The sequence below is a fragment of the Pelorhabdus sp. sgz311001 genome (genome assembly GCF_055901755.1).
The window spans coordinates 25,072-49,629 of sequence record NZ_JBVXUT010000002.1 but is presented as its reverse complement, the minus strand read 5'-3'; the positions used below and the strand labels follow the sequence as shown (position 1 = coordinate 49,629).

General features: G+C 44.3%; 23 protein-coding genes and 1 riboswitch. Of the genes, 17 read left to right on the top strand and 6 right to left on the bottom strand.

Features of this window, described 5'->3' with window-relative positions; translation table 11 throughout:
- Positions 1 to 17: 17 nt before the first annotated feature.
- A riboswitch (cyclic di-GMP riboswitch) is annotated at positions 18 to 102 on the top strand.
- Positions 103 to 191: 89 nt separating this feature from the next.
- On the top strand, positions 192 to 629 hold the full coding sequence (locus tag AC0MXB_RS06325; protein ID WP_474038798.1) for an ATP-binding protein: 438 nt from the start codon (positions 192 to 194) through the stop codon (positions 627 to 629).
- Positions 630 to 731: 102 nt separating this feature from the next.
- Here AC0MXB_RS06325 and AC0MXB_RS06320 read toward each other — a convergent pair whose 3' ends face one another.
- Entirely contained in the window at positions 732 to 1,397 is a 666-nt protein-coding gene (locus tag AC0MXB_RS06320) for a GntR family transcriptional regulator (protein WP_474038797.1), read from the bottom strand.
- Positions 1,398 to 1,693: 296 nt separating this feature from the next.
- On the opposite strand from AC0MXB_RS06320, the gene AC0MXB_RS06315 reads away from it, so the two are divergent.
- Positions 1,694 to 1,834: a hypothetical protein gene (locus AC0MXB_RS06315; protein ID WP_474038796.1), complete on the top strand. Its 141-nt coding sequence runs from the start codon at positions 1,694 to 1,696 to the stop codon at positions 1,832 to 1,834.
- 311 nt (positions 1,835 to 2,145) lie between these two features.
- On the opposite strand, the gene AC0MXB_RS06310 is transcribed toward AC0MXB_RS06315, so the two are convergent.
- Positions 2,146 to 3,120, bottom strand: a complete 975-nt coding sequence (locus tag AC0MXB_RS06310; RefSeq protein WP_474038795.1) for a P1 family peptidase — start codon at positions 3,118 to 3,120, stop codon at positions 2,146 to 2,148.
- Between the two features lie 149 nt (positions 3,121 to 3,269).
- Here AC0MXB_RS06310 and AC0MXB_RS06305 point away from each other — a divergent pair, with 149 nt between their 5' ends.
- The 3 genes from AC0MXB_RS06305 to AC0MXB_RS06295 are packed head-to-tail and all read left to right on the top strand — an operon-like array spanning position 3,270 to position 5,673.
- Positions 3,270 to 3,704, top strand: a complete 435-nt coding sequence (locus AC0MXB_RS06305; RefSeq protein ID WP_474038794.1) for a Fur family transcriptional regulator — start codon at positions 3,270 to 3,272, stop codon at positions 3,702 to 3,704.
- Positions 3,705 to 3,745: 41 nt separating this feature from the next.
- The gene (locus AC0MXB_RS06300) at positions 3,746 to 4,660 is read left to right on the top strand and encodes a bifunctional enoyl-CoA hydratase/phosphate acetyltransferase (protein WP_474038793.1); all 915 of its coding nucleotides are present in this window, start codon (positions 3,746 to 3,748) and stop codon (positions 4,658 to 4,660) included.
- On the top strand, positions 4,660 to 5,673 hold the full coding sequence (locus tag AC0MXB_RS06295) for a LacI family DNA-binding transcriptional regulator (RefSeq protein WP_474038792.1): 1,014 nt from the start codon (positions 4,660 to 4,662) through the stop codon (positions 5,671 to 5,673). Before AC0MXB_RS06300 ends, AC0MXB_RS06295 begins: the two co-directional genes overlap by 1 nt.
- On the opposite strand, the gene AC0MXB_RS06290 is transcribed toward AC0MXB_RS06295, so the two are convergent.
- A complete protein-coding gene (locus AC0MXB_RS06290; RefSeq protein ID WP_474039296.1) occupies positions 5,648 to 6,529 on the bottom strand; it encodes a helix-turn-helix domain-containing protein in 882 nt (293 codons plus the stop codon). The genes AC0MXB_RS06295 and AC0MXB_RS06290 overlap by 26 nt on opposite strands.
- A gap of 236 nt (positions 6,530 to 6,765) precedes the next feature.
- Between AC0MXB_RS06290 and dapF the strand changes: the two genes are divergently transcribed.
- The 3 genes from dapF to AC0MXB_RS06275 all read left to right on the top strand — a co-directional run bounded on the left by dapF (position 6,766) and on the right by AC0MXB_RS06275 (position 8,870).
- Positions 6,766 to 7,608, top strand: a complete 843-nt coding sequence (gene dapF / locus AC0MXB_RS06285; RefSeq protein ID WP_474039295.1) for a diaminopimelate epimerase — start codon at positions 6,766 to 6,768, stop codon at positions 7,606 to 7,608.
- Between the two features lie 175 nt (positions 7,609 to 7,783).
- A complete protein-coding gene (locus AC0MXB_RS06280; RefSeq protein ID WP_474038791.1) occupies positions 7,784 to 8,254 on the top strand; it encodes an Lrp/AsnC family transcriptional regulator in 471 nt (156 codons plus the stop codon).
- Positions 8,247 to 8,870, top strand: coding sequence for a LysE family translocator (locus AC0MXB_RS06275; protein ID WP_474038790.1), 624 nt, complete (start codon positions 8,247 to 8,249; stop codon positions 8,868 to 8,870). Before AC0MXB_RS06280 ends, AC0MXB_RS06275 begins: the two co-directional genes overlap by 8 nt.
- A 10-nt stretch (positions 8,871 to 8,880) precedes the next feature.
- Here the strand turns inward: AC0MXB_RS06275 and AC0MXB_RS06270 are convergent, their stop codons facing one another.
- Together AC0MXB_RS06270 and AC0MXB_RS06265 are read right to left on the bottom strand one after the other, a co-directional pair.
- The gene (locus AC0MXB_RS06270) at positions 8,881 to 9,945 is read right to left on the bottom strand and encodes an AbrB family transcriptional regulator (RefSeq protein WP_474038789.1); all 1,065 of its coding nucleotides are present in this window, start codon (positions 9,943 to 9,945) and stop codon (positions 8,881 to 8,883) included.
- Between the two features lie 14 nt (positions 9,946 to 9,959).
- Positions 9,960 to 10,859, bottom strand: coding sequence for a LysR family transcriptional regulator (locus AC0MXB_RS06265; protein WP_474038788.1), 900 nt, complete (start codon positions 10,857 to 10,859; stop codon positions 9,960 to 9,962).
- A 159-nt stretch (positions 10,860 to 11,018) separates the two neighbouring features.
- Between AC0MXB_RS06265 and AC0MXB_RS06260 the strand changes: the two genes are divergently transcribed.
- The 6 genes from AC0MXB_RS06260 (at position 11,019) to AC0MXB_RS06235 (ending at position 20,996) form a co-directional block, all read left to right on the top strand.
- On the top strand, positions 11,019 to 12,422 hold the full coding sequence (locus tag AC0MXB_RS06260) for a sodium:solute symporter family protein (protein WP_474038787.1): 1,404 nt from the start codon (positions 11,019 to 11,021) through the stop codon (positions 12,420 to 12,422).
- Positions 12,423 to 12,451: 29 nt separating this feature from the next.
- The gene (locus AC0MXB_RS06255) at positions 12,452 to 13,894 is read left to right on the top strand and encodes a tetratricopeptide repeat protein (RefSeq protein ID WP_474038786.1); all 1,443 of its coding nucleotides are present in this window, start codon (positions 12,452 to 12,454) and stop codon (positions 13,892 to 13,894) included.
- 87 nt (positions 13,895 to 13,981) lie between these two features.
- On the top strand, positions 13,982 to 15,697 hold the full coding sequence (locus AC0MXB_RS06250; protein ID WP_474038785.1) for a methyl-accepting chemotaxis protein: 1,716 nt from the start codon (positions 13,982 to 13,984) through the stop codon (positions 15,695 to 15,697).
- Positions 15,698 to 15,876: 179 nt separating this feature from the next.
- Positions 15,877 to 17,874, top strand: a complete 1,998-nt coding sequence (locus AC0MXB_RS06245; protein ID WP_474039294.1) for an LTA synthase family protein — start codon at positions 15,877 to 15,879, stop codon at positions 17,872 to 17,874.
- A gap of 21 nt (positions 17,875 to 17,895) precedes the next feature.
- Entirely contained in the window at positions 17,896 to 19,065 is a 1,170-nt protein-coding gene (locus AC0MXB_RS06240; RefSeq protein WP_474038784.1) for an MFS transporter, read from the top strand.
- Positions 19,062 to 20,996, top strand: a complete 1,935-nt coding sequence (locus tag AC0MXB_RS06235) for a sigma 54-interacting transcriptional regulator (protein WP_474038783.1) — start codon at positions 19,062 to 19,064, stop codon at positions 20,994 to 20,996. The genes AC0MXB_RS06240 and AC0MXB_RS06235 overlap by 4 nt, the downstream gene beginning before the upstream one ends.
- Before the next feature lie 77 nt (positions 20,997 to 21,073).
- Here the strand turns inward: AC0MXB_RS06235 and AC0MXB_RS06230 are convergent, their stop codons facing one another.
- Positions 21,074 to 21,505 (bottom strand): MarR family winged helix-turn-helix transcriptional regulator, encoded by a 432-nt coding sequence (locus tag AC0MXB_RS06230; protein ID WP_474038782.1) that lies wholly within the window; start codon positions 21,503 to 21,505, stop codon positions 21,074 to 21,076.
- 241 nt (positions 21,506 to 21,746) lie between these two features.
- Here AC0MXB_RS06230 and AC0MXB_RS06225 point away from each other — a divergent pair, with 241 nt between their 5' ends.
- The 3 genes from AC0MXB_RS06225 (at position 21,747) to AC0MXB_RS06215 (ending at position 24,557) form a co-directional block, all read left to right on the top strand.
- Positions 21,747 to 22,805, top strand: coding sequence for a response regulator (locus AC0MXB_RS06225; protein WP_474038781.1), 1,059 nt, complete (start codon positions 21,747 to 21,749; stop codon positions 22,803 to 22,805).
- A gap of 562 nt (positions 22,806 to 23,367) precedes the next feature.
- A complete protein-coding gene (gene nifH, locus AC0MXB_RS06220; RefSeq protein ID WP_474038780.1) occupies positions 23,368 to 24,186 on the top strand; it encodes a nitrogenase iron protein in 819 nt (272 codons plus the stop codon).
- A gap of 44 nt (positions 24,187 to 24,230) precedes the next feature.
- Positions 24,231 to 24,557 carry a P-II family nitrogen regulator gene (locus tag AC0MXB_RS06215; protein WP_474038779.1) on the top strand — a complete coding sequence of 109 codons (327 nt, stop codon included), beginning with the start codon at positions 24,231 to 24,233 and terminating at the stop codon, positions 24,555 to 24,557.
- Position 24,558: the final 1 nt, after the last annotated feature.

Sequence of the window (24,558 nt, the reverse complement as noted above, 5' to 3'; positions counted from 1 at the left end):
TTAAATTAGTTACTTAGTGAAATATTAGGCAAACTTGCCGAAAGGCAAGGACGCAAAGCCTTGGATCTAAGGGTTTTTACCTAGGATTGCCAGGCTGCCATGCTGGATCTTTAAGCATGCTCTGAGGTCAGGGGGCGGTTCCCTGCTTTTTGGTATTCCTCCAGAGCTGTAAAAATGAGGGAGGAAGAAGAATGAGACCGCGTTTAATTGTCTTTTCTTTTTGCGATTATGCTGAATTTAAACTGGTGAGACCGCTTGTAAAATGTTTTTTGCAAAAAGTGCTACTAGGACAATATCATATGATGGAAGTTGCTGTGAATGAAGCAGTCAATAATGCCTTGCGTTTTAGTGAAGGCAAGCCTTGTCAGCTCACGATGGATATTTTGCGAGGCAGCGTACTCGTGATTCGCTTGAAGCATCAAGGACTAGGTTTGGTTACAGCGTCAAAACGAGCACAAGATAGTCATAAGTGCCTCGAAGAAGAGCTCTGGCGTGAAGGCGGTCGTGGCCTGCTGATTATGCAAGCGGCGGCGGATTGTGTTTTTTACAACAGGCAAGGAACGGAAATATTGTTAGCGAAGATGCTATCAGAACCTTGTTTATCCCAAAACGATAAAAAGATTACCTGATATGTGCGGCGTAAAGTTAGATTTTTCTTTCTTGGGCATGTTGTAATAAAAAAACACTTGGTTTCGATTAGAAACCAAGTGTTTTTTTAGTTTTGCGGGCCTTTAGTGATGGAGGCTGGTAATGTTACGGTGCGCCATACTTACATGATAGGTCATGGCTTTTTCGGCAGCATCAGGATCACGTTTATAAAAGGCATCCATGAGCGTAATATGTTCCGTAATCGTTTGGGATAAACGATTTTCTACAGCAATGGAGTTTAAGCGAGCTGGCTTAATATATTTATGCAAATTGCTTAACGTCAAATTAAGCATTTTGCTGCCAGAAGCCTCATAAATGAGCTGATGAAACTTATTATCTAACTCAGCAATTTCCTCCATATTTTGTTTTTGAGCATAAAACTCCGTAAGATCAACAATTTTTTGTAGTTCTTTCAGTTCATTTTCGGTTAAACGACTAGTAGCCCAACGGGCAGCCAAGCCTTCTAGCAATTGGCGCATAGCGCAAATATCAGCGACATCTTTCGCCGAGATTCCCAGGACAATAGCGCCTTTTTTTGCGGTCGTTTCTACTAAACCTTCTACTTCCAGCAGCCAAATTGCTTCGCGAATGGGGGTGCGGCTTACGCCTAACTCATCGGCTAATTTTGTTTCTAGCAGAATATCGCCGGGGGAATAGGCTCCTTCGATGATTTGCGCTTTGATATGTTGGAATACCTTATTGCGTAGCGAGGTATCATTAGTAGAAAGGAATTCTAAATCTTTGGGCATAGCGGGCCTCCATTAAAAAAAATTTCACTCTCTAATATTTTATTATAACTTACGAAATACTCTAATAGCTACTAATAAGATAATTATAAATTTTTAGTTAATTTATTTGAAAACCGATAGAACCTTGTAAAATACCTATTGATAGTATAACATGATATTGGCAAAATAGTCCAAAAATAAAAACTTTTTCTTGGGGTATAGCCAAATGAAACAAAGACTGTTATAATGTATTACATAATTGATGTATACGTTAATTCAAAAATACATCAATTAAAACATAAGGGAGGCGTGATGATATGTTCGTAATGGAAGCCTATGCACAAGAAGAAATTATGGCGCAAGAAGTAGCGAAAGAGATTTTGGACAAAGATCAGGAAGAATTACTGGAAGAACAAAAATGGCTTGATTTTGAACTTGGATTATTTGCCGAACATTGATTGCGTTAGAATGTCAGTAAAAAGTAAAAAATACGAAAGGCAGCGGAGCAAGAAGTTCTATTCGTATTGCGACAATGGCGTCGCACCTAATTGGATAGTTATATCCAGTTAGATGGGTTGCTTTTTTTATACCTTGTCATGCATAAAAATTCGTTTTCGCAGGATTTTTATGAAGGTAGACATTCGTGGCGCAATTAAGCAACGAATCTTCTGGTACGTTGAAACTAAAAAGGATGAAATCCCATTTTAATGATGCACAAGAAAACAAAGAGAGTCCTATTTGCAAGAAATAGCAAATAAGACTCTCTTTGTTATTTTGTAATAGCATTTACACTGTTTAAAATAGCTTGTTCCATTGCTCTTACCGCAAGGACGCCTAGAAAGTCTAGATTTGTATCGACTTCATTGGTAGCCATGGTAAAGATCGTATCACCGTCATGAAGCGTATGAACTGGGCGAATGGTTCGAGCATAAGCATCATGGGTCATAGTGGCCAGTTTGTTTGCTTCCGCCTTGGTGAGTCGTCCATTGGTCATGATTAGACCAATGGTTGTATTTTCTCGTGAGAACGTCACCGGTTTCTGATAATTTGTTTTTAAAATATATTCCTCCGTGTTTAAGAAGGTTTGATGATCATCAGCTAGAGCGCCTGCCAGAATCTTGCCTGTACTAGGTTGAACGATATCGCCTACGGCATTTACAGCAACAAGAGCTCCTACGTAAAGTGAACCAATTTTAAAGCAGGCGGATCCCAGGCCGCCTTTCATAGCATATTCCATGCCACGAATTTTTCCCACTGTCGCCCCGGTACCGGCGCCAATGCTGCCGTCTTCCCAGGGGACAGCCTTAAAGGCTTTGACACAAGCCCTATAGGCCATTGCTTGATTCGGTCTTATGCGCCAGTCGCCATAAGTGAGATCAAATAATACAGCTTGCGGAACGATGGGAACTTTCGTAACGCCCACATCAAAGCCAATTCCTTGTTCCTCCAAAAACTGCATGACGCCGCCGGCCGCATCTAGGCCAAAAGCGCTACCGCCAGATAGAATAATGCCGTGAATCTTCTCGATTGTATTTTCTGGACGGAGCAAGTCGCTTTCTCTTGTGCCAGGAGCGCCGCCGCGCACGTCAACTCCGCCTGTGGCGCCTGCCTGGTTGGTGCATAAGATGACAGTGCAGCCTGTTTTGGCTGTTTCATCTTGTTCATGACCAATTTTTAAGGCAGGAAAGGCCTGTAATGACAGAGTTTCAAGTTTTGGCGGGGTGGTTGTTCGTTTACTCATCATGCCATCGCCTCCGTTTTTAAAAATATTCGGTATGACCCGGCGGATTCCTGTTTTTACGCTTGGACGCTTCAGTCAGAAAGGGATTGTTAGGCTTGGTTGAATTCGTTATAATGAGAGAAAGACGTAACAGAAGCTGGAAGGTGTTAGAAGTGGAAGAGGTTTTTCAAGCCCTAAAAGAACAAGGTTATAAAATGACACCGCAGCGACGGGCGGTTCTTCGGGCTTTGGCTGAGTCAAAAGAATTTATGAATGCCCATACGATTTTAGAGAAGGTCAGAGAAACCCACCCTGATGTAGGTCTTGATACCATTTATCGCAATTTGAAATTATTTATTATGCTCGGTTTTGTCAGCCCCATTAATTATCCGGGGCGCGAAGGAACTGTTTACGAACTGAATAAGAATAAGCATCACCATCATCACTCTGTCTGTCTGTTGTGCGGTAAGATTGAGTGTCTTGATTATTGTCCGGTTCATTTTGATGAACTGAAATCGATGACGGCTGACCAGTTTCGCATGGTGAGTCATTCTTTGGAAATTTACGGCTACTGTAAAACCTGCGAAAAAAATGACACCACCAAATAGAGCTGAATTTTCTTGAGAGTGGTACAGGAAGGGTGGAAAAGATGATTCGAAATTTTAAGGATTTGCTAGAGCAAGCAAGAGAAAAAGGGCCTGTTACGATTAGCGTAGCAGTAGCTCAGGATTTAGAGGTTTTGGAAGCGGTCAAGGCGGCAGCTGATGCAAAACTGGCGAAGGCGATTCTTGTTGGTGATAAAACAAAAATTGTACCGCTGGTGCAACAGGTAGGTTTGCCTGACGATATTTTAATCATTGATGCGCCTGACGAGCAGGCTGCTGCTCTGGAAGCTGTTTCGCTAGTACGTAGTGGGCGGGCTCAGGTGTTAATGAAGGGACTTGTGAACAGTGCTACTTTTTTGAAAGCCGTACTTAACGAGGCTGTGGGATTGCGTACGGGGCGTCTATTGTCGCATTTAGCGGTTCTGGAAGTACCAGGGCAGGATCGCTTGCTTTCGTTTAGCGATGGCGGTATGAATGTGGCGCCAGGACTTGCAGAAAAGAAAGACATTTTGATGAATGCCCTGCAAGTCTTGCAGAACCTCGGAATTGCCGAGCCGAAAGTGGCTATTTTGACAGCCAATGAAGCTGTCAGCGCCAAAATGCCGGCAACTGTTGATGCGAAAAACCTAGCGGAGCTTGCGGTCAAAACAGGACTCTGTCGCTTTGGTCAAATCGAAGGTCCGATTGCTTTAGATGTGGCAGTAAGTCCGGAAGCGGCGCATCATAAAGGAATTGATAGTCAGATAGCGGGGCAGGTTGACTTGTTTCTTATGCCGAATATTGAATCAGGAAATTTGCTGACGAAAGGTCTTATTTATTATAGCGGGGCGAAAATGGCTGGTGTAATTTTAGGGACAACCCATCCTGTTGTGATGACTTCTCGATCTGATAATGCCGAAGGCAAGCTCTATTCGTTAGCGCTGGCTTGTATGGCTTCGCCGCGGCAGCGGCAAAACTAATGGAACGGCGACAGCGTGTAACGATTTCCGAAGTGGCCAAACAGGCTGGTGTTTCTAAGACAACGATTTCCCGCTATTTAAATGGTAAGTTTGGGTTTATGTCGGAAGAGTCACGGCAGCGGATTGCCGCCGTGATTGAAGAGTTAGACTATCGGCCCAATAATTTAGCGCGCAGTTTAAAATCCTGTAAGAGTCGCTTACTTGGTGTGATCATCGCGGATATTACGAGTCCTTTTTCAGCCATTTTGGTCAAAGGGATTACTGACTGCAGCAAAGATTACGGGTATCATGTGATGATTGCTACAACAGATAATAATCCTGAGAAGGAACAAGAATATATTTTATCAATGCTTGATCAGCGCGTCGAAGGTCTTATTGTCAATACAACTTGTAAAAATAATGCTTTCTTACTAGAAGTCGCCAAGCAGTATGTGCCGATTATTCTAGCGGATAGGCCAACTTTTCCTACACTCTTTGATACGGTTCGTACGACAGACTATACTTCTACGCTGGAACTGATGGCCGGATTAAAGGCGCGTCAGTACGAAAAAGTTGCCTTTTTTAGTGAGCCTTTAAATGAAGTAGGAACGAGAATTTTACGACTGCAGGCTTATGAACAAGCTTGTCGCGAGATTTTGCACCAAGAACCTTGGAAAGCTATTGTGGCTATGGAAGATGAAGCTCTGATCGAACAGGAAATTTTGGCTTTTTTAGCGGGAGCAGAGGGAAAGAAAGCGATTTTTACGCCGAACGGCGTAGCGTTGCTCCAGGTGTTAAAAGCCATGAAGCGTCTTGATTTGTCAGTCCCCGCTGCTGCAGGCGTTTGCGGCTTTGATAACTGGGATTGGGCGGAGCTTGTTGGTCCGGGAATTACGGCGATTGATCAGCCGTCCTATGATGTGGGGGCTGCCTGTGTCAAACGAATGATGTTTCGTTTACAAAATGACCGTAAAGCGCCGCCGAAGATTATGGAATTGCCGAATCGCATTATTTTTCGCGGTTCGACGGAATAAGGCGATTATAGTATTTTTTTGGCGCTAGACCATAGGCTTTTTTAAAAGAACGGATAAAAGTAGAATAATCGCTAAAACCGCTGTTTAAAGCGGCGCTTAAGAGCGGCTCGCCTGCGTCAATCCATTGATTGGCGCAGATGAGCCGCTTTTGCGTAATATAATGATGGGGGCTATAGCCAGTTTGTTCTTTGAATTTGCGCATAAAGTGGTATTTGCTTAAACAGACTCTGGCTGCCAAATGATCGACTGTTAGTGGGGCGGTAAGATGGTTGTCAATATAAACTAAGGCGTTCACAATGGCTTTGTCATAGTAGCTTGCTTGACGGGAAACGCTGGCGGGATGTTGATACGCTTGATTTAAGACGATAAGGAGTTCTAAAGCTAAAAGCCGTTGCCGCAGTTTGTGCCCAAAGCCTGTTTCTGTCAAAGCTGTTTCCCATTCGGTAAGTAATATACTGAGTTTCTGTCTTATTGCTGTTGACGGGAGGAGCAGAAAAGAACGGTTTTGGTGAGCTTGCTGAAAGCAAGTTTGTAGGTCGCAGTCTTGTTCACTATTGCGATTCAGAAAAGCAGGGCTGAACCAGGCAATTTGGCGTTCATAGGTATTATCGGCGCTGATTAAGGGCTTATGAATTGTGCCGCGGTGAAGCAGCAGAATATCGCCTGGCTGGAGGCGATAATTCATTCCCTCGATTAAATAGGTGACCGAGCCGCTTAGGAAAAAAAGCACCTTATAAAAGTCGTGAAAGTGAGATTCAATTTTGTTTTCGCGACAGTCTTTGAGGTGAAAGAACTGGAAGTCTTTATTTAAATAACCTCGTTCGTTGGCGATTTCTTGCTGTGGTGCATCAATCATCAATTTTGTAAGCCCTCCTATCGATATGATTGGCTATTTATAGGATTTGCTCATTCGTAATCTTCTTGTGATTACGGTGTTTGCATCTTACTTGCTATTGTAGTCTTTATAGCATTTTTTGCAATGATTTTCGCAATAATTGCCAAGAAGTTTTAAAAAATGCTTATTATACTAAAGATAGTTTCATAAGTGAGCAAAGCGAAATCAACAGAGGAGTTCTGGGAGGAGAAGTAGTGATGAAACATGATTTTTATAAATATGAAGCCTTAGGGAATGATTATATTGTGATAGATCCGCAGCAAATTTCTTTAGAACTAACACCACAGCGTATCCCAAAAATCTGCGATCGTCATTTTGGCGTCGGATCTGATGGGATTTTATATGGTCCGCTCTTTCAAGATGAAAAAATTCAGGTCAGAATTTTTAATCCCGACGGCAGCGAGGCGGAAAAAAGCGGTAATGGGATTCGCATTTTTTCACGGTTTCTTTGGGAGCAAGGTTATGTACAAGAAAAACATTTTTCCCTGACTACACTTGGCGGCGATGTGGCAGTCACCATTCTTGATGAATTGGGCGAAAATATCTGCGTGGATATGGGAACAGCTACTTTTGATAGCGCTGCCATTCCGGCAGCGGGAGCGCGTCGAGAAATGTTGGAACAGTCGATCTGCGTTCATGGCAAACGTTTTCAAGTGACGTGTCTATCGATTGGTAATCCCCATTGTGTGATCTTTGATCCAGCTTTTACGACGGAAACCGTAAAGACCTGGGGGCCCTTGCTAGAACAGCATGATGATTTTTTAGAACGGACGAATGTACAATTTGTACGTGTTTTAGATCGTCATAATCTAGAAATTGAGATTTGGGAACGCGGCGCTGGCTATACGCTCGCTTCAGGCAGTAGTAGCGCTGCTGTGGCGAAAGCTGCTTTTGCTTTAGGTATGGTTGAACGAAATCTTACGGTTCATATGCCTGGCGGTACTCTTGCGGTTACCGTGCAGCAAGACGGGCATATTGTTATTACTGGGCCGGTCCACGCTATTGCTACAGGTAGCTTCTGTTTTTCAGAAATGATGTAAATGAAACTTCATTCAGATACAACCGCATAAGGTCATTGTCAATCCCTATGGGCAAATACAACAAAAATCCTGGCCGAATTATGACGGCCAGGATTTTCTTATTTTGCGAAAAAACTTGTTAATGTTTTGTTTATTAAGTAATATAATATTAAAATAAATGAAAAGAGATGTTTTTATGATTAATTCATTAGATTTGAAAGTTATCCGGCGACTTATGACTGAAGGACGCAGCACCTGGGCTGAGCTTGGTCAACTTTTAGGGGTATCGGCGCCGGCGGCGGCAGATCGAGTCAGGCGACTGGAAGAAAAAAATGTAATTCGTGGTTATAACGCTGTTATTGATCCGGAAGCACTAGACTTGGGGTTAGCCGCCTTTATCGCCGTATGTTTAGAGCGTCCAGAGAATCGAGCCGGTTTCTTGAATTTTGTGACGGAGACTCCGGCGATTCAGGAATGTCATCATATGGCTGGGGCCGAGGATTATCTTTTGAAAGTGCGCTGCAGTGGTACGCGTGATTTAGAAAGGCTGATCAGCGAAGATTTGAAAGCCGTGCCTGGCGTGATAAAAACACGCACGACCATTGTTCTATCAACAGTCAAGGAGTCGCTGCAACTACCGATTAAGGAGATGGAAGGGCATGGATGAGAGCTTTTTTCTGAAAGGACTTATCTTAGGATTTTCTATTGCAGCGCCAGTGGGGCCAATTGGGTTACTGTGCATTCGACGAACTTTAACACAGGGAATGGCCGGAGGCTTTATATCCGGTTTGGGAGCGGCTACAGCAGATGGTTTTTATGGCGCCGCAGCGGCTTTTGGTCTTACTGTTATTTCGCAGTTTTTTCTGGATCAAGCTATTATTTTGCAGTGGTTTGGCAGTTTCTTTTTAGTGTACCTTGGCTGGACTACTTTGGCGTCAAGGCCGGGAGATCAGGCTGCTCAAGGCGAAGTGTTTAGTTTGGGTCGCAATTATTTATCGACTTTTTTCTTGACCATTACGAATCCTATGACAATTCTTTCTTTCGGCGCTGTTTTTTCTGGCTTAGGCTTAGGCCTTGTCAATAGGGGCGGAGATTCGGCGGTTTTGTTGGTAGGAGGCGTGGTATCAGGATCCATTTTATGGTGGCTTTGTCTGAGTTGTTCCGTAGCTTATCTAAAAGAAAAGATTTCTCCGTCCCGTCTTGTCTGGGTAAATCGCTTTGCTGGTATTTTGCTCTTGGGGTTTGGCATCGCAGCCGTAGTTGGGTTAGTAAAACCGTGGTAGTACATGAAAGTCAGGTGAATTCCGTTTGAGTTTGGCGGTTGCCCTGACGCGACAGCCACCATTTAAGTCCGGGAATGAGTAACAATAAAATCGATAATAGACGAAATAATTGATAAGCAATAACGATTGAAATATCAGCATCGACCGATAAGGCCGTAATACCCATTTCAGCCATGCCGCCTGGTGCTGTCCCAATAAAGGCTGTTAAAAAAGGAACTAGATATATTTGAGATATCCCATAATCAACAAAGGCTGATGTTGTAATTACGGCAAGAACGCTCAGAAAAGTAAAGAATGAAATTTTTCGCCAGTTTGCTAGGCCTGCCAGTTCGACATCAGCGCCGATCCGGATTCCTATGGTAATTTGGGCAAGCGCTAGTAAAGGGCGTGGCAGATAGGGCGCTTCAAAACCGCCTAATATAAGGGCAATGGTCGTGAGCATCGGGCCTAAGAGATACGGCGTTGGCATATGAAGTTTGCTGGCGATATAGATAGACGCAAGAATTGCACTAGCAAAGAGCAACACGCTGTCAGGCTGATAGTGAACAAAATCAGGAAGGGCTAGAGAGGCTTGATGGGCTTGATCGGCGAGACCGTAAATGGCGATAAAGGGGACCGTAAATACGCTTGTTAGCAGACGGAGGGTTTGCATCAAGGTTACGACAGCCACATCGGCGCCTTCCACTTCTTCGCAAATTGCAACCATTTGGGCTAAGCCGCCAGGTACGCTGCCCAACAGACCGTTTATAAGGCCTACACCGGTTTTATGGCAGGTAAGCCAGCCGAACAGCAGGCTGACTGCCAAGGTTACAAAGGTTGCGCCAACCATGCCGGGAAGTTGTCCTAAAATTTTATGGCCCACTTCGATGGTAAAGGGACTGCCGAGCGCATAGCCTAAGATGATCATACCGCCATCGCGCAGTTTTTTTGGCCAGAGTAGTTTCTCTTTGCGCCAAAGTTTCCAAAACAAAACCGTAAGAAGCGGACCGAGCGTCCAGGGAAGCGGCAGATGCAGCGAATAAAAAAGAATGCCGCCGAGTGAACCAATTAAAAAAAGTAACAATGTTTTTTTCATAGTAATACCTTCCTTTAGGGGTCTTCTGAGAGGTCTATTTCGCTGTTTTTCCTTAAATCCTGTTGAAACAAGGCGATAAAATGATCGGCCGCCTGGGATAAGGGATGACCTTTTTTCCAAATAACGGCGCTGGTTGTAGCTAAACTTTTTTCATGGAGAGCATAAAAGGATAAAGCTAGGTTGTCAAATAAATCTTTGGCGGCAAGCGGGACGATTGCAGAGCCGATGCCTTGGGCCGCTAGCAGCAGCAGCGGTGTAATGTCGTCGCTAGTACAGAGCAGATGCGGTTCGAAGCCAAGATGGCGGCAGTATTCGACGATGATTTCCCGATGGCGTTGGTGGAGCAGCAGGGGACCTTGCCATAAAGTAAGCAAATCTGTTTCATTTTGCGGCGTTTCGCTTTTTTTACAGGCGAGACACATGGGCTCCGTTGGCAGCGGGAGAGCATGGTAACGATTTGGGTCTACGGGAAACCGGACGATCCCGATTTCAATGAGGTTGTTTTCTAATAACTCAAGCAGTTTGCTCGTTTCTCCTTGGCAAAGATGAAACGAGATATTCGGGTACGATTGATGAAACGTTTCTAGATAGCGGGGCAGCAGGGAATTGCCGATAGAAGATATGGCGCCAATGGCGAGATTGCCACTGATTCCTTTGGCTGTTTCGGAAATTTCTCGGCGCGTTGCTGCCAGGAGTTCTAACATTTGGCCCGCTCGCTTTTTTAGGATTTGTCCAGCCTCGGTTAAATGAACTTGGCGGCTGCCTCGTTCTAAAAGCGCTATACCTAGCTCCTTTTCCAGAGCGATAAGCTGCTGGCTTAAGGGCGGCTGAGTTACATGAAGCCGCTTGGCCGCTTTGGTGATTTGCCCCTCTTCGGCGACTGCTAGGAAATATTTCAATTGACGCAGTTCCATAGAAAAACTCCTTTGTAGTCGATTTTCGAATAGAAGACAGACGAAATGAATATTATTCATATAGTAAACTTTTTGCTATAATCATATCGAATCTGTGAAATCCTGTCAAAGGCTTTGGCTGAATCGTAGCAGGATTTTTACTAGGAGAGGTGGAGACTGATGGAACTTAGTTTTAGTCAGGGAATCATTCTGGTAGGAACCGTGGCAGCAGTGATTGGCTGGGGAATTTATAGTGCCAGGCAAGTTCGCTCAGCTGAAGGCTTTAGTTTAGGCGGTCGTTCCGCTGGGAGCGCTATGATTGCCGGAACGATTGCTGGAACGGCTGTTGGCGGTGCGTCGACCATTGGAACAGCGCAACTGGCTTTTTTACATGGTTTATCAGCTTGGTGGTTTACGTTAGGCTCAGGAATCGGCTTGCTTTTACTAGGACTTTTTTACGCGCGAGCGTTGCGCCAAAGCGGTTTAGAAACAATTTCTCAATATCTTGTGGTTCACTATGGCCGAACGGCTGGACCGATTACCAGTTTAATTTCTTCTTTGGGAATTCTACTAAGCGTAGTTGCCAGCAGTCTTTCGGGAATTTCACTTCTTGCGGGCTTGCTCTCTATCCCCCCCTGGCAGGCAGCAGGTCTCATTGTTATACTTGTTGTAGCCTATGTATTTTTTGGCGGATTAAAAGGGGCTGGGGTAGCTGGTCTGTTAAAGCTGCTTATTATTTGGCTCAGTCTTTTTGCCGCCGGTGGGGCGGCTGTTTATATTCTTTCACAACGGCCAGACTGTGCCGTTCTTTTTCCTGCTGATCCTTGGTTTAATTTATTTGGTGAAGGTCTTAGCCATGGGTTGGAAAATTTGTTTTCTTTGATTGTCGGCATTGTCTGCACGCAGACCTATATTCAGGCTGTATATGCCGCTACCAATGTCAAGACTGCTCTCATCGGCACCTGTACGGCTGCAGCGATTATTATTCCAGTGGGGCTTCCTTCTGTTGCCGTTGGCATGTTTATGCATGTCTATCATCCCGATATTTTACCAATCCTAGCTCTGCCCATGTATTTAACGACCTATCTGCCTAGTTGGATTGGTGGTATTGGTTTGGCTGGACTGCTGTTATCAGTAGTGGGGTCGATTGCTGGTCTTGTTCTGGGAATCGGCACAATGATTGCTCGCGACATTGCTGCAGACCTATTTCAGATCACTAACAGCTCTCGACTCTTATGGCTCAATCGTTGTACCGTTGTGGTGGTGACTGGGCTGTCTATGGCCATTGCGTTGACGAATTTAGATTCGCTTGTACTTGACTGGAACTTTATGTCTATGGCACTGCGCGGCGGCGGCGTATTTATTCCCTTGACATTGGCGGTGTTTTATCAGCGCCCTATGATGTCGGGCTGGGTTCAAGGTTCGATTCTCTTTAGTACGGCAGTTGCTGTCTATAGCGAAGTTTATTTAAGTCTGCCTTTCCCGCCGCTATTCGTTGGCCTGTTGGTAAGCGCTCTGATTTTATTGAGTGGATTCTTATGGCCAAAAGCGAAGGCGAAGTTGGCGGAAGTCCATGAAGTTTGACATTGTAATGGGGAAAGGATGAGTTTTATTTGCCGCAATCTTATTTTTTACGGGCCCTAGCTTTAACGAAGCAGGGCGATATCGAAGGGGCGATCTATAATTATTGCCAAGCTGTTTCGTTAGATCGATCATATGGTCAAGCCTATAATAATATGGCGCTTCTTTTGTTGCAGCAAGGAAAGATATGGGAAGCTGAAGTCATGTTGCGTCAGGCCATTGAGCTCAATGGAGCGGATGGCAAAGCTCATCATAATTTGGCATTAGTTTTTATGGAAAAAGGCGATTTGACGGCTGCCCGCGACTGCTTTATACGAGCTTTGCAGTGCGGTGAAGAAAGTTCTACTTTTTATAATAACTGGGGTCTCTATTATTGGGAAATCGGCTGTAGCAATGCGGCAGAAGCGGCTTTTTGCCAAGCCATTTCGCTTGATGAAACATATGTTGAGGCTTATTATAATTTGGCTAACTTACTACGAGAGCAGCAACGAGTCGCTGAAGCAGAACAATATCTTATCAAGGCTGTAACCATTGCTCCTGCTTATAAGGAAGCTCAGTTTGCTTTGTCGCTTATTTATTTATTGCAGGGGCGATTTCAAGTGGCGTGGCCTTTGTATGAGTCTTTTCGTATGCAGCATTCAGGCCGCAGACCGCCTCTGCCCTTGTGGCAAGGTGAGGCGCTTCGCGGCAAGCGAGTGCTGCTCTTCTATGAGCAAGGCTTTGGCGACACTTTTCAATTTTTGCGATTTGCGCCGCTCCTTGCTGCTCAAGCTGCTGAAATTTCGCTGTGGCTGCCAGAAGCTATGCGAGGTATTCAACTTCTAGATGAATCAATCCCGCTTTACTATAGTAGCTCCGTAACGCAACAGCGTTTTGATTTTTGCTGTCCCTTGCCTAGCTTGCCAGCTGTGTTGAAAATAGATGAAGCGACAATTCCCCGAGCTGTTCCGTATCTTGCCGTTTCTACGGATCTGCAAGAAAAGTGGCGCTTGCGCCTTGCCGCCGAAGGGCGGCCTGAACAAATGCGCATTGGTTTTGTTTGGGCGGGGAATCCCCAGCATCATAATGATCGCAATCGGTCTATTGCGGCCGAACTATTTCGACCGTTGTTGCTCATGAAAAATACAGAATGGATTAGTCTCCAAGTTGGTTCGCGCAGTAGCGAAGGCGCCGCTTTACCTGCTTTTCTTGACTTTACCGAAGAACTAACGGATTTTTCGCAAACTGCAGCGTTAATTAGCCAATTAGATCTCGTTGTGACGGTTGATTCGGCAGTAGCCCATTTAGCCGGAGCCTTAGGAAAAAAGACGTGGGTATGTATCCCTTATGATCCTGATTGGCGCTGGCAGTATCAGCGCACCGATAGTCCGTGGTACCCCTCAATGAAGCTATTTCGGCAGCAGCAATCGGGCAATTGGCAGAATGTTATTGCTTTATTGCAGCAAGAAATCAGGGCAAGTGTAAGAAAAAAATGACGAACAAAGAATTATTATGGCAGGGATATTTTTGAAAATGCAGAACTTTTACAGGAAAAGGCGCTTTACGAATAAGGAGGATCTGCGATGAAATTTGTGAATAACCTGCCAGTGAGCTTGAAGTTAAGTATTCTTATTTGTATTGGTCTTATTTCACTCTTTGTAGTGACTTATACAGGCTATTATTTTTTACAACGATCTAGTTCGGATGTAGGAATTATGTATCGCGATCGATTAAAGCCAGTTGAGTTGGTGAATCAGACTTTTTCGATGGTGGCGCTGTCTAATGCATCAACGCTAGAGCTTATGGTGACGACTGACGAGAAACGCAATCAAGAGATCAAAAAAGACATGACTGAAAGATCGGCTCAGATTGGCAAGAATCTAGAGATTGTTGAAAAGTCCTTAGTTGAGCCAGAAGGAAAAGCCTTAATGGCGAAGGTGCAGACCTCACGGCAAAAGTACCGTGATATACGTGAAAAAGCGCTTGTTTTGGCTAGGGCCAATAAAAATACGGAAGCCTACGCTGTGTATGTCCAAGAAGTATATCCTCAGGCTCAAGAGTATTTTTCTAACTTAAATCAATTGTCAGCGTATTATTCCACTTTATCTAATAAGATGGATGAAGATAATAAAGCGGCTTTAACCCACTCGGTTCTAGTTGCTGTAGGCGTTATGGTTGTAGCCGGATTATTGCTGTTAGGTAGTGGGTTTTATATTACTCGCAATATTACCGTTCCTTTATCTTTGATGGTAAGAGCTTGTCAAGACCTTGCCAACGGCGATTTTAGAGAAAAACCTCGTCGGGTACTGCGTTCTGATGAGGTTGGTAAGCTAGCAGATGCGCTTGTCTTGATGCGCTCTAGTTTAAATCGATTGATGCGCCAAGTGGGTTCTTCGGCGGAACATCTGGCGGCGTCAGCAGAAGAATTGACTGCTAGTGCCGATCAGTCGTCGCAGGCCTCGCAGGTCGTGGCTAACTCCATTACCGATGTCGCCCAAGGGATGGCCCAACAGCTTTCAGCGGCCGGAGCGGCAACAGACATTATTGAGTCCATGTCTGATCGCATTAAGGAAGCTTCTGGCAATACGAATCGAGTTGCCCAGCAGTCATTGCAAGCGGCTGATACTGCTCAAGGCGGGGCAGGAACGATCGAGGAAGCGGTAGCGCAAATGTCCCATGTAGAGAGCTCTGTCAATGGCTCGGCTCTTGTAGTAGCTCAATTAGGCGAACGCTCGAAAGAGATTGGGCAAATTGTTGAAGTCATTGCTAATATTGCCGGACAAACCAATCTGTTGGCTTTAAATGCCGCCATTGAAGCGGCTCGCGCCGGTGAACAGGGGCGGGGCTTTGCCGTTGTCGCTGATGAAGTGCGCAAGCTAGCAGAACAATCGGAAGAAGCAGCCAAGCAAATTTCAGCCTTAATCCAAGAAATTCAGGGCGATACGGAAAAAGCGGTTTTATCGATGGATCAAGGTACGAAAGAGGTTAAGCATGGGGCAGCGGTCGTTCAAAAGGCTGGGGGCGCCTTTACTGAGATTGTGGCTAGTGTCACAGCAGTATCTGAACAGGTAGCGGGAATTTCCCGTGTGATTGATCAATTGGCGCAAAATAGCAACCAAATTGTTGGTTCTGTTAAGGAGATTGATAATCTTAGCAAGAAAGCGGCGTCAGAAACGGAAACTGTATCAGCTGCTACGGAAGAACAAGCCGCGTCAATAAGCGAAATTTCTGGGGCTAGTCAGTCTTTGGCTCAGCTTGCCGTGGATTTACGAAACATTACAGAAAAATTCCAGGTATAAATCAATGATTACAGTATAAAATATTTTCTTTGCCTTCTTGCTCTAAGGACAAGGAATTTGCTATGATTAAGGAGAAAAAACCTAAAGTTTGGCTTAGGCAGCAAAACTTTAGGTTTTTTGACTGATCGCATTTTTTGCATGCGAGAACTATTTAGAGGAAGAAGGCTTTTAATTACGTGATGATTTGGGAAAAAATTTATCGGGAGCTGCAGCAGGATTTGAAGCTAGTCTTCTTTCTGATCGCGGTCATTTCATGTTTTCGCATTGCTTTTATTGTCTATATGCATCATTATTTGGCTGATATGACAACTTTATCTGATGTATTTGCCGCTCTTTACTATGGCTTGCGTATTAGCTTAAAAAGCGCCGGACTCATGGGGCTTTTTTGTTTTAGTTTCTGTCTGATTTGCCGTGGCCTTAAGCCGCACTGGGTTGACAAACTTCGCTTGATCGTTGGCGGAGGTTATTTGTTTTTGCTGACTTTGCTTTTTTATGCGCGAATTCCCTATTATGAACAGTTTCATATGAGTTTTAACCAACTTTTGTTTAATACTTTTCAAGATGATGTTTCGGCCTTGGGGCACACCTTATTAGAACAATATAATCTGCCACTGCGTCTTTCGTTGGTGGCAGTGACTGCTTTTCTGCTTCAGAGACTGCTCGTTCGTTGGCTATCAGTAAGAATCGTATTTTTGCCGAGCTTTTCGCGGTGGTATTATACGGCATTACTACGGGCCGGATTTTTAGTTGCCTTTTACTTTTTCTGTCTCTTTATGCGGTTTGGCGGAACGCTAACCTACGCCCAAAATATTGATTGGGAAAACTCTGGTGTGACGAAAGACCAACTGCTGAATGAAGCAATCTTAGATGATGTGCAAGCGCTTTATCGCGCCTATGAATTAAATGAGCGCGTTAATAGCTCTACAGGACTAGCCATTGATTCTACGAAGCTGCAACTTTATAGTCAAGCCCTAGCTGGTCGGTCGCTTCAATCAGACAAACTGGATGACTATTTGCAGAAAACGGCCCAGGGTGCAGCTCATCCCAAGCCTAAGCATGTTTTTTTAATTATCGGCGAAAGTTATGCCAATTGGCCGCTGTTGCCGGAATATAAAGATTTGCATATTGCTGATGGCGTGAAAAATTTGATTCAAAAACAGAATTCTGCTTATGTGCCAACCTTTCTGCCCAATGGTATGAGCACGATTTCCGGTGTCATGGGTGTATTGACAGGTTTTCCTGACGTGAATCTCTATTTGAATTGTTTGCCAGAAGCTTATGGGGGACCTTTTTCCACAGCGATTGCACCGCAAATGAAGCGTCTTGGCTACAAGGCGGAGTTTTGGTATGCTGGTCCGAGTTCTTGGGAAAAAATTAAAGATTTTACGTTGGCCCAGGGCTTTGATCGTTTTTACGGCTCCGGCGATTATCCCAGCGCTTCAGGAAATGTATGGGGCTCTGATGATGCCTATCTCTTTCAAGGCGTGTCAGCAAGTCTTACGGCGGAACAACCTACTTTTGATGTGATTTTGACGGTATCGAATCATGCCCCCTTTACAGTGGATTTACCAGCAGCTGGTTTTGACAGTGAAACGGTGAGGGCCGCTTTACCAGACGATAAGAAAAATGATGTAAATCTGATTAAGCAGTTAGGTCATTTCTGGTACGCCGATAAGGAATTGGCGGCTTTTATTAAACGTACGGAAGAACAGTATCCTGACAGCGTATTTATGATAGTGGGCGATCACGCCGACCGTCTTAATATTGAGGCCAATCCCGGTCTATATAAACGCTATGGGATTCCGCTGATTGTTTATGGCAAGGGAATTACGAAGCAAAGCCTGCCAGTTGATGCGGCGGGAAGTCATATTAATGTAACGCCCACGTTACTTGAATTGATTGCGCCGCAGGGGTTCACTTACTACTCGTTAGGTGATAGCTTAACACGGGGCAGTCGTCTGGGAATTAATTATGGTTTTTGGATTACGAGTAAAGCCATTGGGAAAGAGGCGTCAAAAGAGCAAGAAGCCGTTTTTGGGGCCGATCCTGCCGGTGATTTGGATCAGGAGCAAATTGAAGCAGCTTTTGAGCGGCTTCGATCTGTGGCCTGGTGGCGAATTAAGCATGGCAACACAATGAAACTGCCAACAGCAGAGCAAGGAATTTCGGGGCAATAAGACCTGAGAAAAGAGGCTTTTATGGCAAATTTTTCTGCTTTATTTAAACTAAGACAGTTTCAAAATATTGCACTGTGTCACTTGAATACGACTCTTGGCATGAATTTACTTATTCCTGTTCTGCCGGTTTTTTTGCATAACCAAGGCTTTAGCGAGACTCAGATTGGTTTAATCATGGGGGCGACGGCAGCGAGTTCTTTGTTAGTTCGCCCCTGGGTCGGTATTCAGGTGGATACACGCGGTAGCCGTCCCATCATTCTATTTGGTCAAATTCTGCTGTTTCTATCGGTTGTGGGCTATTTAGGAGCAGCTGGTTTTTGGACTTTTGTAGCGCTTAGATCGCTTTTTGGCTTAGCTTTGGCTTTTTATAATACGGGAGCTGTCACCTTTGCCAGCAGTATTGGGACGGGCGATTTGAATGCCAGTGCAATTGCCATGTATACTCTTACGACGATGGTCGGTCTTGGCATTAGTATGAGTTTTGCTCAAATTGCCTTTGAGCGTTTTGGTTTTACACTGCTTATTGTTCTTAGCGCCATACTTGTTGCGGGTGCTTTTGCGGTTATGAAATTTCGTCAGGCGCCAGCGCTTGTTAGAGGCGGCGGCAGCAAACGCAGCTCCTTTACGACAGTGCTGAAGGATAAAGTAGTTCTAGCGGTTACGGCCGGACAGTTTGGCGCGAGTTTCTCCTTTGGGGCTTTATTTACTTTTATTCCTTTGGCTTCGCTGGCCGAGGGAATCTCTTTTTACTCGCTCTTTTATATTGCCTTTGCGGTATTTGTCATCTTATCCCGTCTATTTGTGCAGAAGGTCGATGAACTTTTCGGTGTGAAGAAAGCGGCTGAATATTCGGCGTTACTCATGTTACTTGGTTTAGTGCTGCTTGTGATCAAGCTTTCCCCCTTAACGCTGTTAGCCGCAGGCGTCTTATTTGGTCTCGGTTTCGGCATTGTTTTTCCTACGCTAGTTTTGATTCTAGTGAAAGGCACTGACGGAGCCAATCGCGGTACTGCTTTGGGAATTATGACAGCCGCCGGTGATATTGCCAATGCACTCTCAACCGCTGTTTTAGGCGGCGTGGCGGAACATTTTGGTTATGTAGCGTTATTTTTGGCAGCGTCACTCGTTTTATTAGGCTGTATTTACTATTTCTACAGTGCCTTGTCTAAGAAAGAGGCTGGTCAAGTATGAAAGAACAGGCCAAAGAAGCAGTCAAACTGGCGCTTATTTCCACTTATCCGGAAATGGCGAAGGTATTTACCACACTAGCGAAACAGGAGGAAATTGACTACCATGTGGCTTTTGCCGCTCTTGATGAAGCGGCGCGTTTGGCAGCGGGCTTACAAGGCGAAGTTGACGCGATTCTCAGTCGGGGCGGTACGGCTGAATATATTCGTCAAGTTGTTGATATTCCGGTGATATCCATACCCATCACCCCATTTGATCTGATTAAATCGATTCATCAAGTGGAGAATCGGCGCCGTCCTATGGCTTTTTTTAATTTTAAGCAGCCTCTGTTTGACATCAGTGCGATTGAGAAAATGTTTGACCTTACCTTGCACGAATATACCTTTGAATCAGAGGGGGAAATTGAAATTGGTTTGCAAGAGGCGGCAGCGCGCGGGGTAGAAGTGGTGATTGGCGGCGTTGTGGCTGTAGCGCTGGCCAAAAAATATGGTCTAGCTGGTCGATTGATTGAATGTGGTGAAGATGCCGTATATCGCTCTATGTTGGAAGCGATTCATGTTGTTACGGTGCGTCGCAATGAACGGCGGCGTTCCACTCGGTTTGAAGCTATTTTGGATTCTATTAACGAGGGAATTATTGTAACAGATGAACAAAATAAAGTGATTGTTTATAATTCGGCGGCGGAACGGATTTTTCGTTTACCAGAGAAGGACGTGTTGGGACAGGCTGTAGAACCAACGATTCCCAATACGCGGATGCATAAGGTTTTTGCCACAGGCCAAGCTGAAATCGGTTCCTTTCAAGAAATTCACGGTGGAATTATTACAACAAGCCGCATTCCTCTATTCTTAGATGAAAAGCCCATTGGCGTAGTGAGCACCTTTGAAGATGTCACGAAAATACAGCAGTTGGAGCGACAAATTCGCAAGCAGATCTATGACAAAGGTTTTATTGCTAAATATCACTTTGACGATATCTTAACAGAAGATATGGCGATGACGGAGTTAAAAGAATTAGCTGCTTTATTTGCTGCGACTGAGTCGGCAATTCTCCTAGAAGGGGAGTCCGGTACAGGCAAGGAATTATTTGCCCAGAGTATCCATAATGCCAGCAAGCGCCAGCAAGGCCCCTTTGTGGCTGTCAATTGTGCGGCGATTCCTGAACCGCTCTTAGAAAGCGAGCTCTTTGGGTATGAAGGCGGCGCTTTTTCTGGTGCGAAAAAAGAAGGTAAACAAGGACTCTTTGAATTAGCTCACCATGGTACGATTTTTCTTGATGAAATTGGCGAGATTCCGCCATCACTGCAAGCGCGGTTGCTTAGAGTACTGCAGGAAAAAGAGATTATGCGCGTTGGCGGGGATAAGATTCTTCCTGTAGACATTCGAATACTTAGTGCGACAAATCGAAATTTAACAAGCAAAGTAAAACAAGGCGAGTTTCGCGAAGATCTTTATTATCGGCTTAGTGTATTTAACGTAACACTGCCACCACTTCGGCAGCGTAAAGGCGATATTATGTTGATGACAAAGTTTTTTCTACAAGAATTTGTCGGCAAAGAGCTGGCAGCGACGTTGCCCGCTTCAGTAATGGAGCTACTTTTAGCCTATGATTGGCCCGGAAATATACGGGAACTGCGCAACGTGGCGGAACGATTAGCCTTGTTGCTGCAAGAGCCTGTGCTGTCAGAAAAAAAACGCGAACGGTTTTTCCATACGGTCATGGGGCCTATGCCTAAGGCGGCAACTGAAACCCGGCTTACTGTGCAAGTGAAGGCGCAGGCGCCGTTGAAACAGACCGTAGCTGCGGTGGAAAAAGAAATTATTGAGTATTTGTTGCAGCAACACGACGAGAATCAGGAAAAAGTTGCTGAAATTTTAGCGATTGGCAAAAGTACTTTGTGGCGCAAGCTGCAGTTCCCCACAACAAAACGATAAAATGTATAAAAAAACTGCCTTGCGGCAAAGGGGAAAGGTCCTTTTGCTGTAAGGCAGTTTTTTTAGCACGCGAAAGATTATAAGGATAAATTTGTAAAAATGGCGTGCAATGTTTTGCGAAATGTGGCAATTTCTTCAGTGCTGACACCTGTAAGCATTTGCTTTTCGACTCGCTTCATGAGTGCTGTCAGATCGGCTTTGCGTTCAAGGGCTTTTTCTGTTAGGATGATTTGAAAGGAACGGCGGTCATTAGGAGTTGCCATCCGCATGACAAGGCCGAGGCGTTCTAAGCGGTCGATAAGACCTGTCAAAGTCGAATTATCTAACAAGACATTTTTGCTAAGTTCTGATATGGAAATATTATCTTTCTTATACAATACATATAAGACGACAAGCTGGCCGGGGGAGATTTCTAGATTCTCTGTTTCCAAAGCTTTTTTTGTGTAGGCAAAGTGCTTTTGTTCTGCTTTGGCCAATAAGACGCAGAGACTATCAAAAATATCAACCATGCTATTCTTCACCTCCACAGTCATTTCATTATTTTTTTGTCTACAAAATATGTGTACATAAACTATATTTTAGCTGATTATTTGCGATTGTCAATGGAATTTTGAAATTAACAAATAATCTGATAAAGTGCTGAGCGATTTTTATGTTTTTTTTCTTATCAGAAAGGAAATAACGAAAAAAATAGCGAATTTTGACAATGATGTCTTGGTGATTGATAAATTCGCGAGAGCTGGTGATAGAATGAGTGAAGTAAAGACGAGAAATAGTGTTCTATTTGTGGATGATGAGCAGCAAATTTTAAATTCCATTCGCCGAGCGACAGAAGATGAGCCTTTTAAAAGTCTCTTTGCCAATAGTGGGAAAGAGGCCTTGCATTTGATGGAAGAACAGGCCGTTAGTGTTATTGTAACAGATATGCGCATGCCAGAAATGGATGGTCTTTCTTTATTGAAAACAGTCCGGGAAAAATATCCGAAAACAGTTCGCATTGTTCTCTCTGGCTATACACAGCTGTCACAGGTTCTTGCTACAGTGAATCACGGCGATATTTTTCAATTCATTCCCAAGCCCTGGAGTATGGAGGACGAACTGCTCGTCACCGTCCGTCAGGCCATTGAACATTATAACCTTGAAGCAGAACGCGAACGGCTCAAAGAGGGTCTGGTGCAGAAGAATACGGCCTATCAGAATATGTTCCGGACAATGGAACAGACTCTTGCGAAAGAACGCCGTGATCTAAACCAACTGAAACAGATTAATACTTGGATTTTTTCTTTTTTGAAGAAATTTAGTAGCGGCAAGGAAACTGGTCCCGAAGGGAGAGCGCTATTTGCTGAATATAGTGATTTACTGGAGAAACTGTTGGGGACTTATATTGATTTGTTGCCGCTCGGTAGTGAAGCGAAACCTAAGGACCTTTTTTGGTCAGAGCTGTTAAAACAAGGCGAGGAAGTTTTTTTAGCTGGCGATATGCCAGAGTTGCCAGAAAAGGTGGTTGGTTATCACGAATTGCTGCGATTTTTCCTTGCTTCTATTCTAACTTTACTAGGCGTTTTGGATACGCAGCTTGCCATGGTTTCCGTAGCGGCAGATCGCAAGAATGTGGAAGTTCCGATTCTTATTTTTGATATTACCGGGCCGAAGCTACTGGCGTCGCCAGAGCAGAATTTGCTGAAGATTGGTTGCTCCCTCTTGAATGAAATGGGCAAAGCTTATAATTTCAATGTGCGCTTGAAACAAGAGGAGCTAGAGAAAAGCAGCGTGCGTCTCGTGTGGGCTGTGCCGGAAGAAAAGAAATAAATGTTTATTCTGAAAAAATACTGTTGAATAGCAAAAACGTTTAAAAAGATAATACTGTTCCTTTAATATGATATTCTTGCTCATTCCAAAGGGACATGGTGTGGTCTTTTCACTGTTTTTAGCTTGTTTGTTTATTTGTTTGTAAAGATTGATTATTGCGAAATTTGATTTTCCTATTGATCTTCGAAAAAACATATGGTATTATCAACGCAATAGAATATATCAGCATAAGCAAAGAGGCTTATAAACGAATTTCGTTTATAAGCCTCTTCCTGTTAAGAGAGAATTTATTCTCTTGCTGACTAAGCAAAGGCGCTTACGAACCAAAAGTTCGTAGGCGCCTTTATGATTCAGGTACAAGGGTTTTCTATCTAAAGGAGGTGATTGTATCGGTGAGAAATAAGAAGGCTTCACGAGTATTCGCAGTACTCATGAAGCCAAGGAAAATCTCCTAAATCCCAGAAGCACTAGGTTTATTTGATTTACCCATTTTTCATTATAACGGTTACGAAGATTCATTTCAAGGTGAAATATAAGGTGAAATATAAGGAGGCATTCGATCATGAGACAAGTAGCAATTTATGGTAAGGGCGGTATTGGCAAATCGACGACAACACAAAATACGGTGGCGGCTCTTGCTGAGGCCGGAAAGAACATTATGGTAGTTGGCTGTGATCCGAAGGCTGACTCAACTCGATTACTTTTAAACGGTTTGGCCCAAAAAACCGTACTTGATACACTGCGCGATGAAGGGGACGACATTGATTTAGAAGACATTTTGAAACCAGGTTTCAAAGGTACCATGTGTGTGGAATCAGGCGGGCCGGAACCAGGTGTTGGCTGTGCCGGACGCGGGATTATCACTTCCATCAATCTGCTCGAATCTCTGGGCGCTTATACGGACGAACTTGACTACGTTTTCTATGATGTTCTCGGCGACGTTGTTTGCGGCGGTTTCGCCATGCCGATTCGAGAAGGCAAAGCCGAAGAAATTTATATTGTTGCTTCCGGCGAGCTAATGGCTCTTTATGCAGCGAACAATATTTCCAAAGGCATTCAAAAGTATGCTGTAAATGGCAAGGTACGGTTAGGCGGCATTATCTGTAACAGCCGTAAAGTCGATCGGGAACTTGATCTTTTGCAGGCCTTCGCCTCAGAGCTGGGATCACAACTCATTCATTTTGTGCCGCGCGACAATGTTGTACAGCGAGCTGAAATTAATAAGAAAACAGTCATTGACTATGATCCTGAAGAAGGTCAGGCCTATGAATATAGAAAATTGGCCAATGCCATCGACAATAATGATATGTTTGTTATTCCCAAACCGATGACGCAGGATCGTCTTGAAGAATTAATGATGTCTTACGGCATTCTTGGCTAAATGCATCTAGCTTCAAAAATCATGAGCAATGAAGGAGTGGTAGCGTGTTATTAGTTAGAGCCATTGTACGTCCCGAAAAACGAGATGAAGTACTCTATGAATTGTCCACAGCCGGATTTCATGCCGCTACAGTGATTGATGTAGTAGGCCGAGGTAAGCAAAAAGGCATTAAAATCGGCAGTATTGTCTATGATGAGATTCCTAAGGTTATGATTATGATGGCGATCCGCGATGAAGATAAGGCAGATATGGTAAGTGTTATTTTGCGGACAGCGAAAACTGGCGAAAAAGGCGCTTTTGGCGATGGTAAAATTTTTATTACTCCTGTGGAAGAGGCTTACACTATATCCAGTTCTGACACTGGCTTGTAAG

Coding starts and splice junctions, on each gene's coding strand:
- AC0MXB_RS06325 (WP_474038798.1), top strand. CDS start 192: ATGAGACCGCGTTTAATTGTCTTTTCTTTTTGCGATTATGCTGAATTT.
- AC0MXB_RS06320 (WP_474038797.1), bottom strand. CDS start 1,397: ATGCCCAAAGATTTAGAATTCCTTTCTACTAATGATACCTCGCTACGC.
- AC0MXB_RS06315 (WP_474038796.1), top strand. CDS start 1,694: ATGTTCGTAATGGAAGCCTATGCACAAGAAGAAATTATGGCGCAAGAA.
- AC0MXB_RS06310 (WP_474038795.1), bottom strand. CDS start 3,120: ATGATGAGTAAACGAACAACCACCCCGCCAAAACTTGAAACTCTGTCA.
- AC0MXB_RS06300 (WP_474038793.1), top strand. CDS start 3,746: ATGATTCGAAATTTTAAGGATTTGCTAGAGCAAGCAAGAGAAAAAGGG.
- AC0MXB_RS06295 (WP_474038792.1), top strand. CDS start 4,660: ATGGAACGGCGACAGCGTGTAACGATTTCCGAAGTGGCCAAACAGGCT.
- AC0MXB_RS06290 (WP_474039296.1), bottom strand. CDS start 6,529: ATGATTGATGCACCACAGCAAGAAATCGCCAACGAACGAGGTTATTTA.
- dapF (WP_474039295.1), top strand. CDS start 6,766: ATGAAACATGATTTTTATAAATATGAAGCCTTAGGGAATGATTATATT.
- AC0MXB_RS06280 (WP_474038791.1), top strand. CDS start 7,784: ATGATTAATTCATTAGATTTGAAAGTTATCCGGCGACTTATGACTGAA.
- AC0MXB_RS06275 (WP_474038790.1), top strand. CDS start 8,247: ATGGATGAGAGCTTTTTTCTGAAAGGACTTATCTTAGGATTTTCTATT.
- AC0MXB_RS06270 (WP_474038789.1), bottom strand. CDS start 9,945: ATGAAAAAAACATTGTTACTTTTTTTAATTGGTTCACTCGGCGGCATT.
- AC0MXB_RS06265 (WP_474038788.1), bottom strand. CDS start 10,859: ATGGAACTGCGTCAATTGAAATATTTCCTAGCAGTCGCCGAAGAGGGG.
- AC0MXB_RS06260 (WP_474038787.1), top strand. CDS start 11,019: ATGGAACTTAGTTTTAGTCAGGGAATCATTCTGGTAGGAACCGTGGCA.
- AC0MXB_RS06250 (WP_474038785.1), top strand. CDS start 13,982: ATGAAATTTGTGAATAACCTGCCAGTGAGCTTGAAGTTAAGTATTCTT.
- AC0MXB_RS06245 (WP_474039294.1), top strand. CDS start 15,877: ATGATTTGGGAAAAAATTTATCGGGAGCTGCAGCAGGATTTGAAGCTA.
- AC0MXB_RS06240 (WP_474038784.1), top strand. CDS start 17,896: ATGGCAAATTTTTCTGCTTTATTTAAACTAAGACAGTTTCAAAATATT.
- AC0MXB_RS06235 (WP_474038783.1), top strand. CDS start 19,062: ATGAAAGAACAGGCCAAAGAAGCAGTCAAACTGGCGCTTATTTCCACT.
- AC0MXB_RS06230 (WP_474038782.1), bottom strand. CDS start 21,505: ATGGTTGATATTTTTGATAGTCTCTGCGTCTTATTGGCCAAAGCAGAA.
- AC0MXB_RS06225 (WP_474038781.1), top strand. CDS start 21,747: ATGAGTGAAGTAAAGACGAGAAATAGTGTTCTATTTGTGGATGATGAG.
- nifH (WP_474038780.1), top strand. CDS start 23,368: ATGAGACAAGTAGCAATTTATGGTAAGGGCGGTATTGGCAAATCGACG.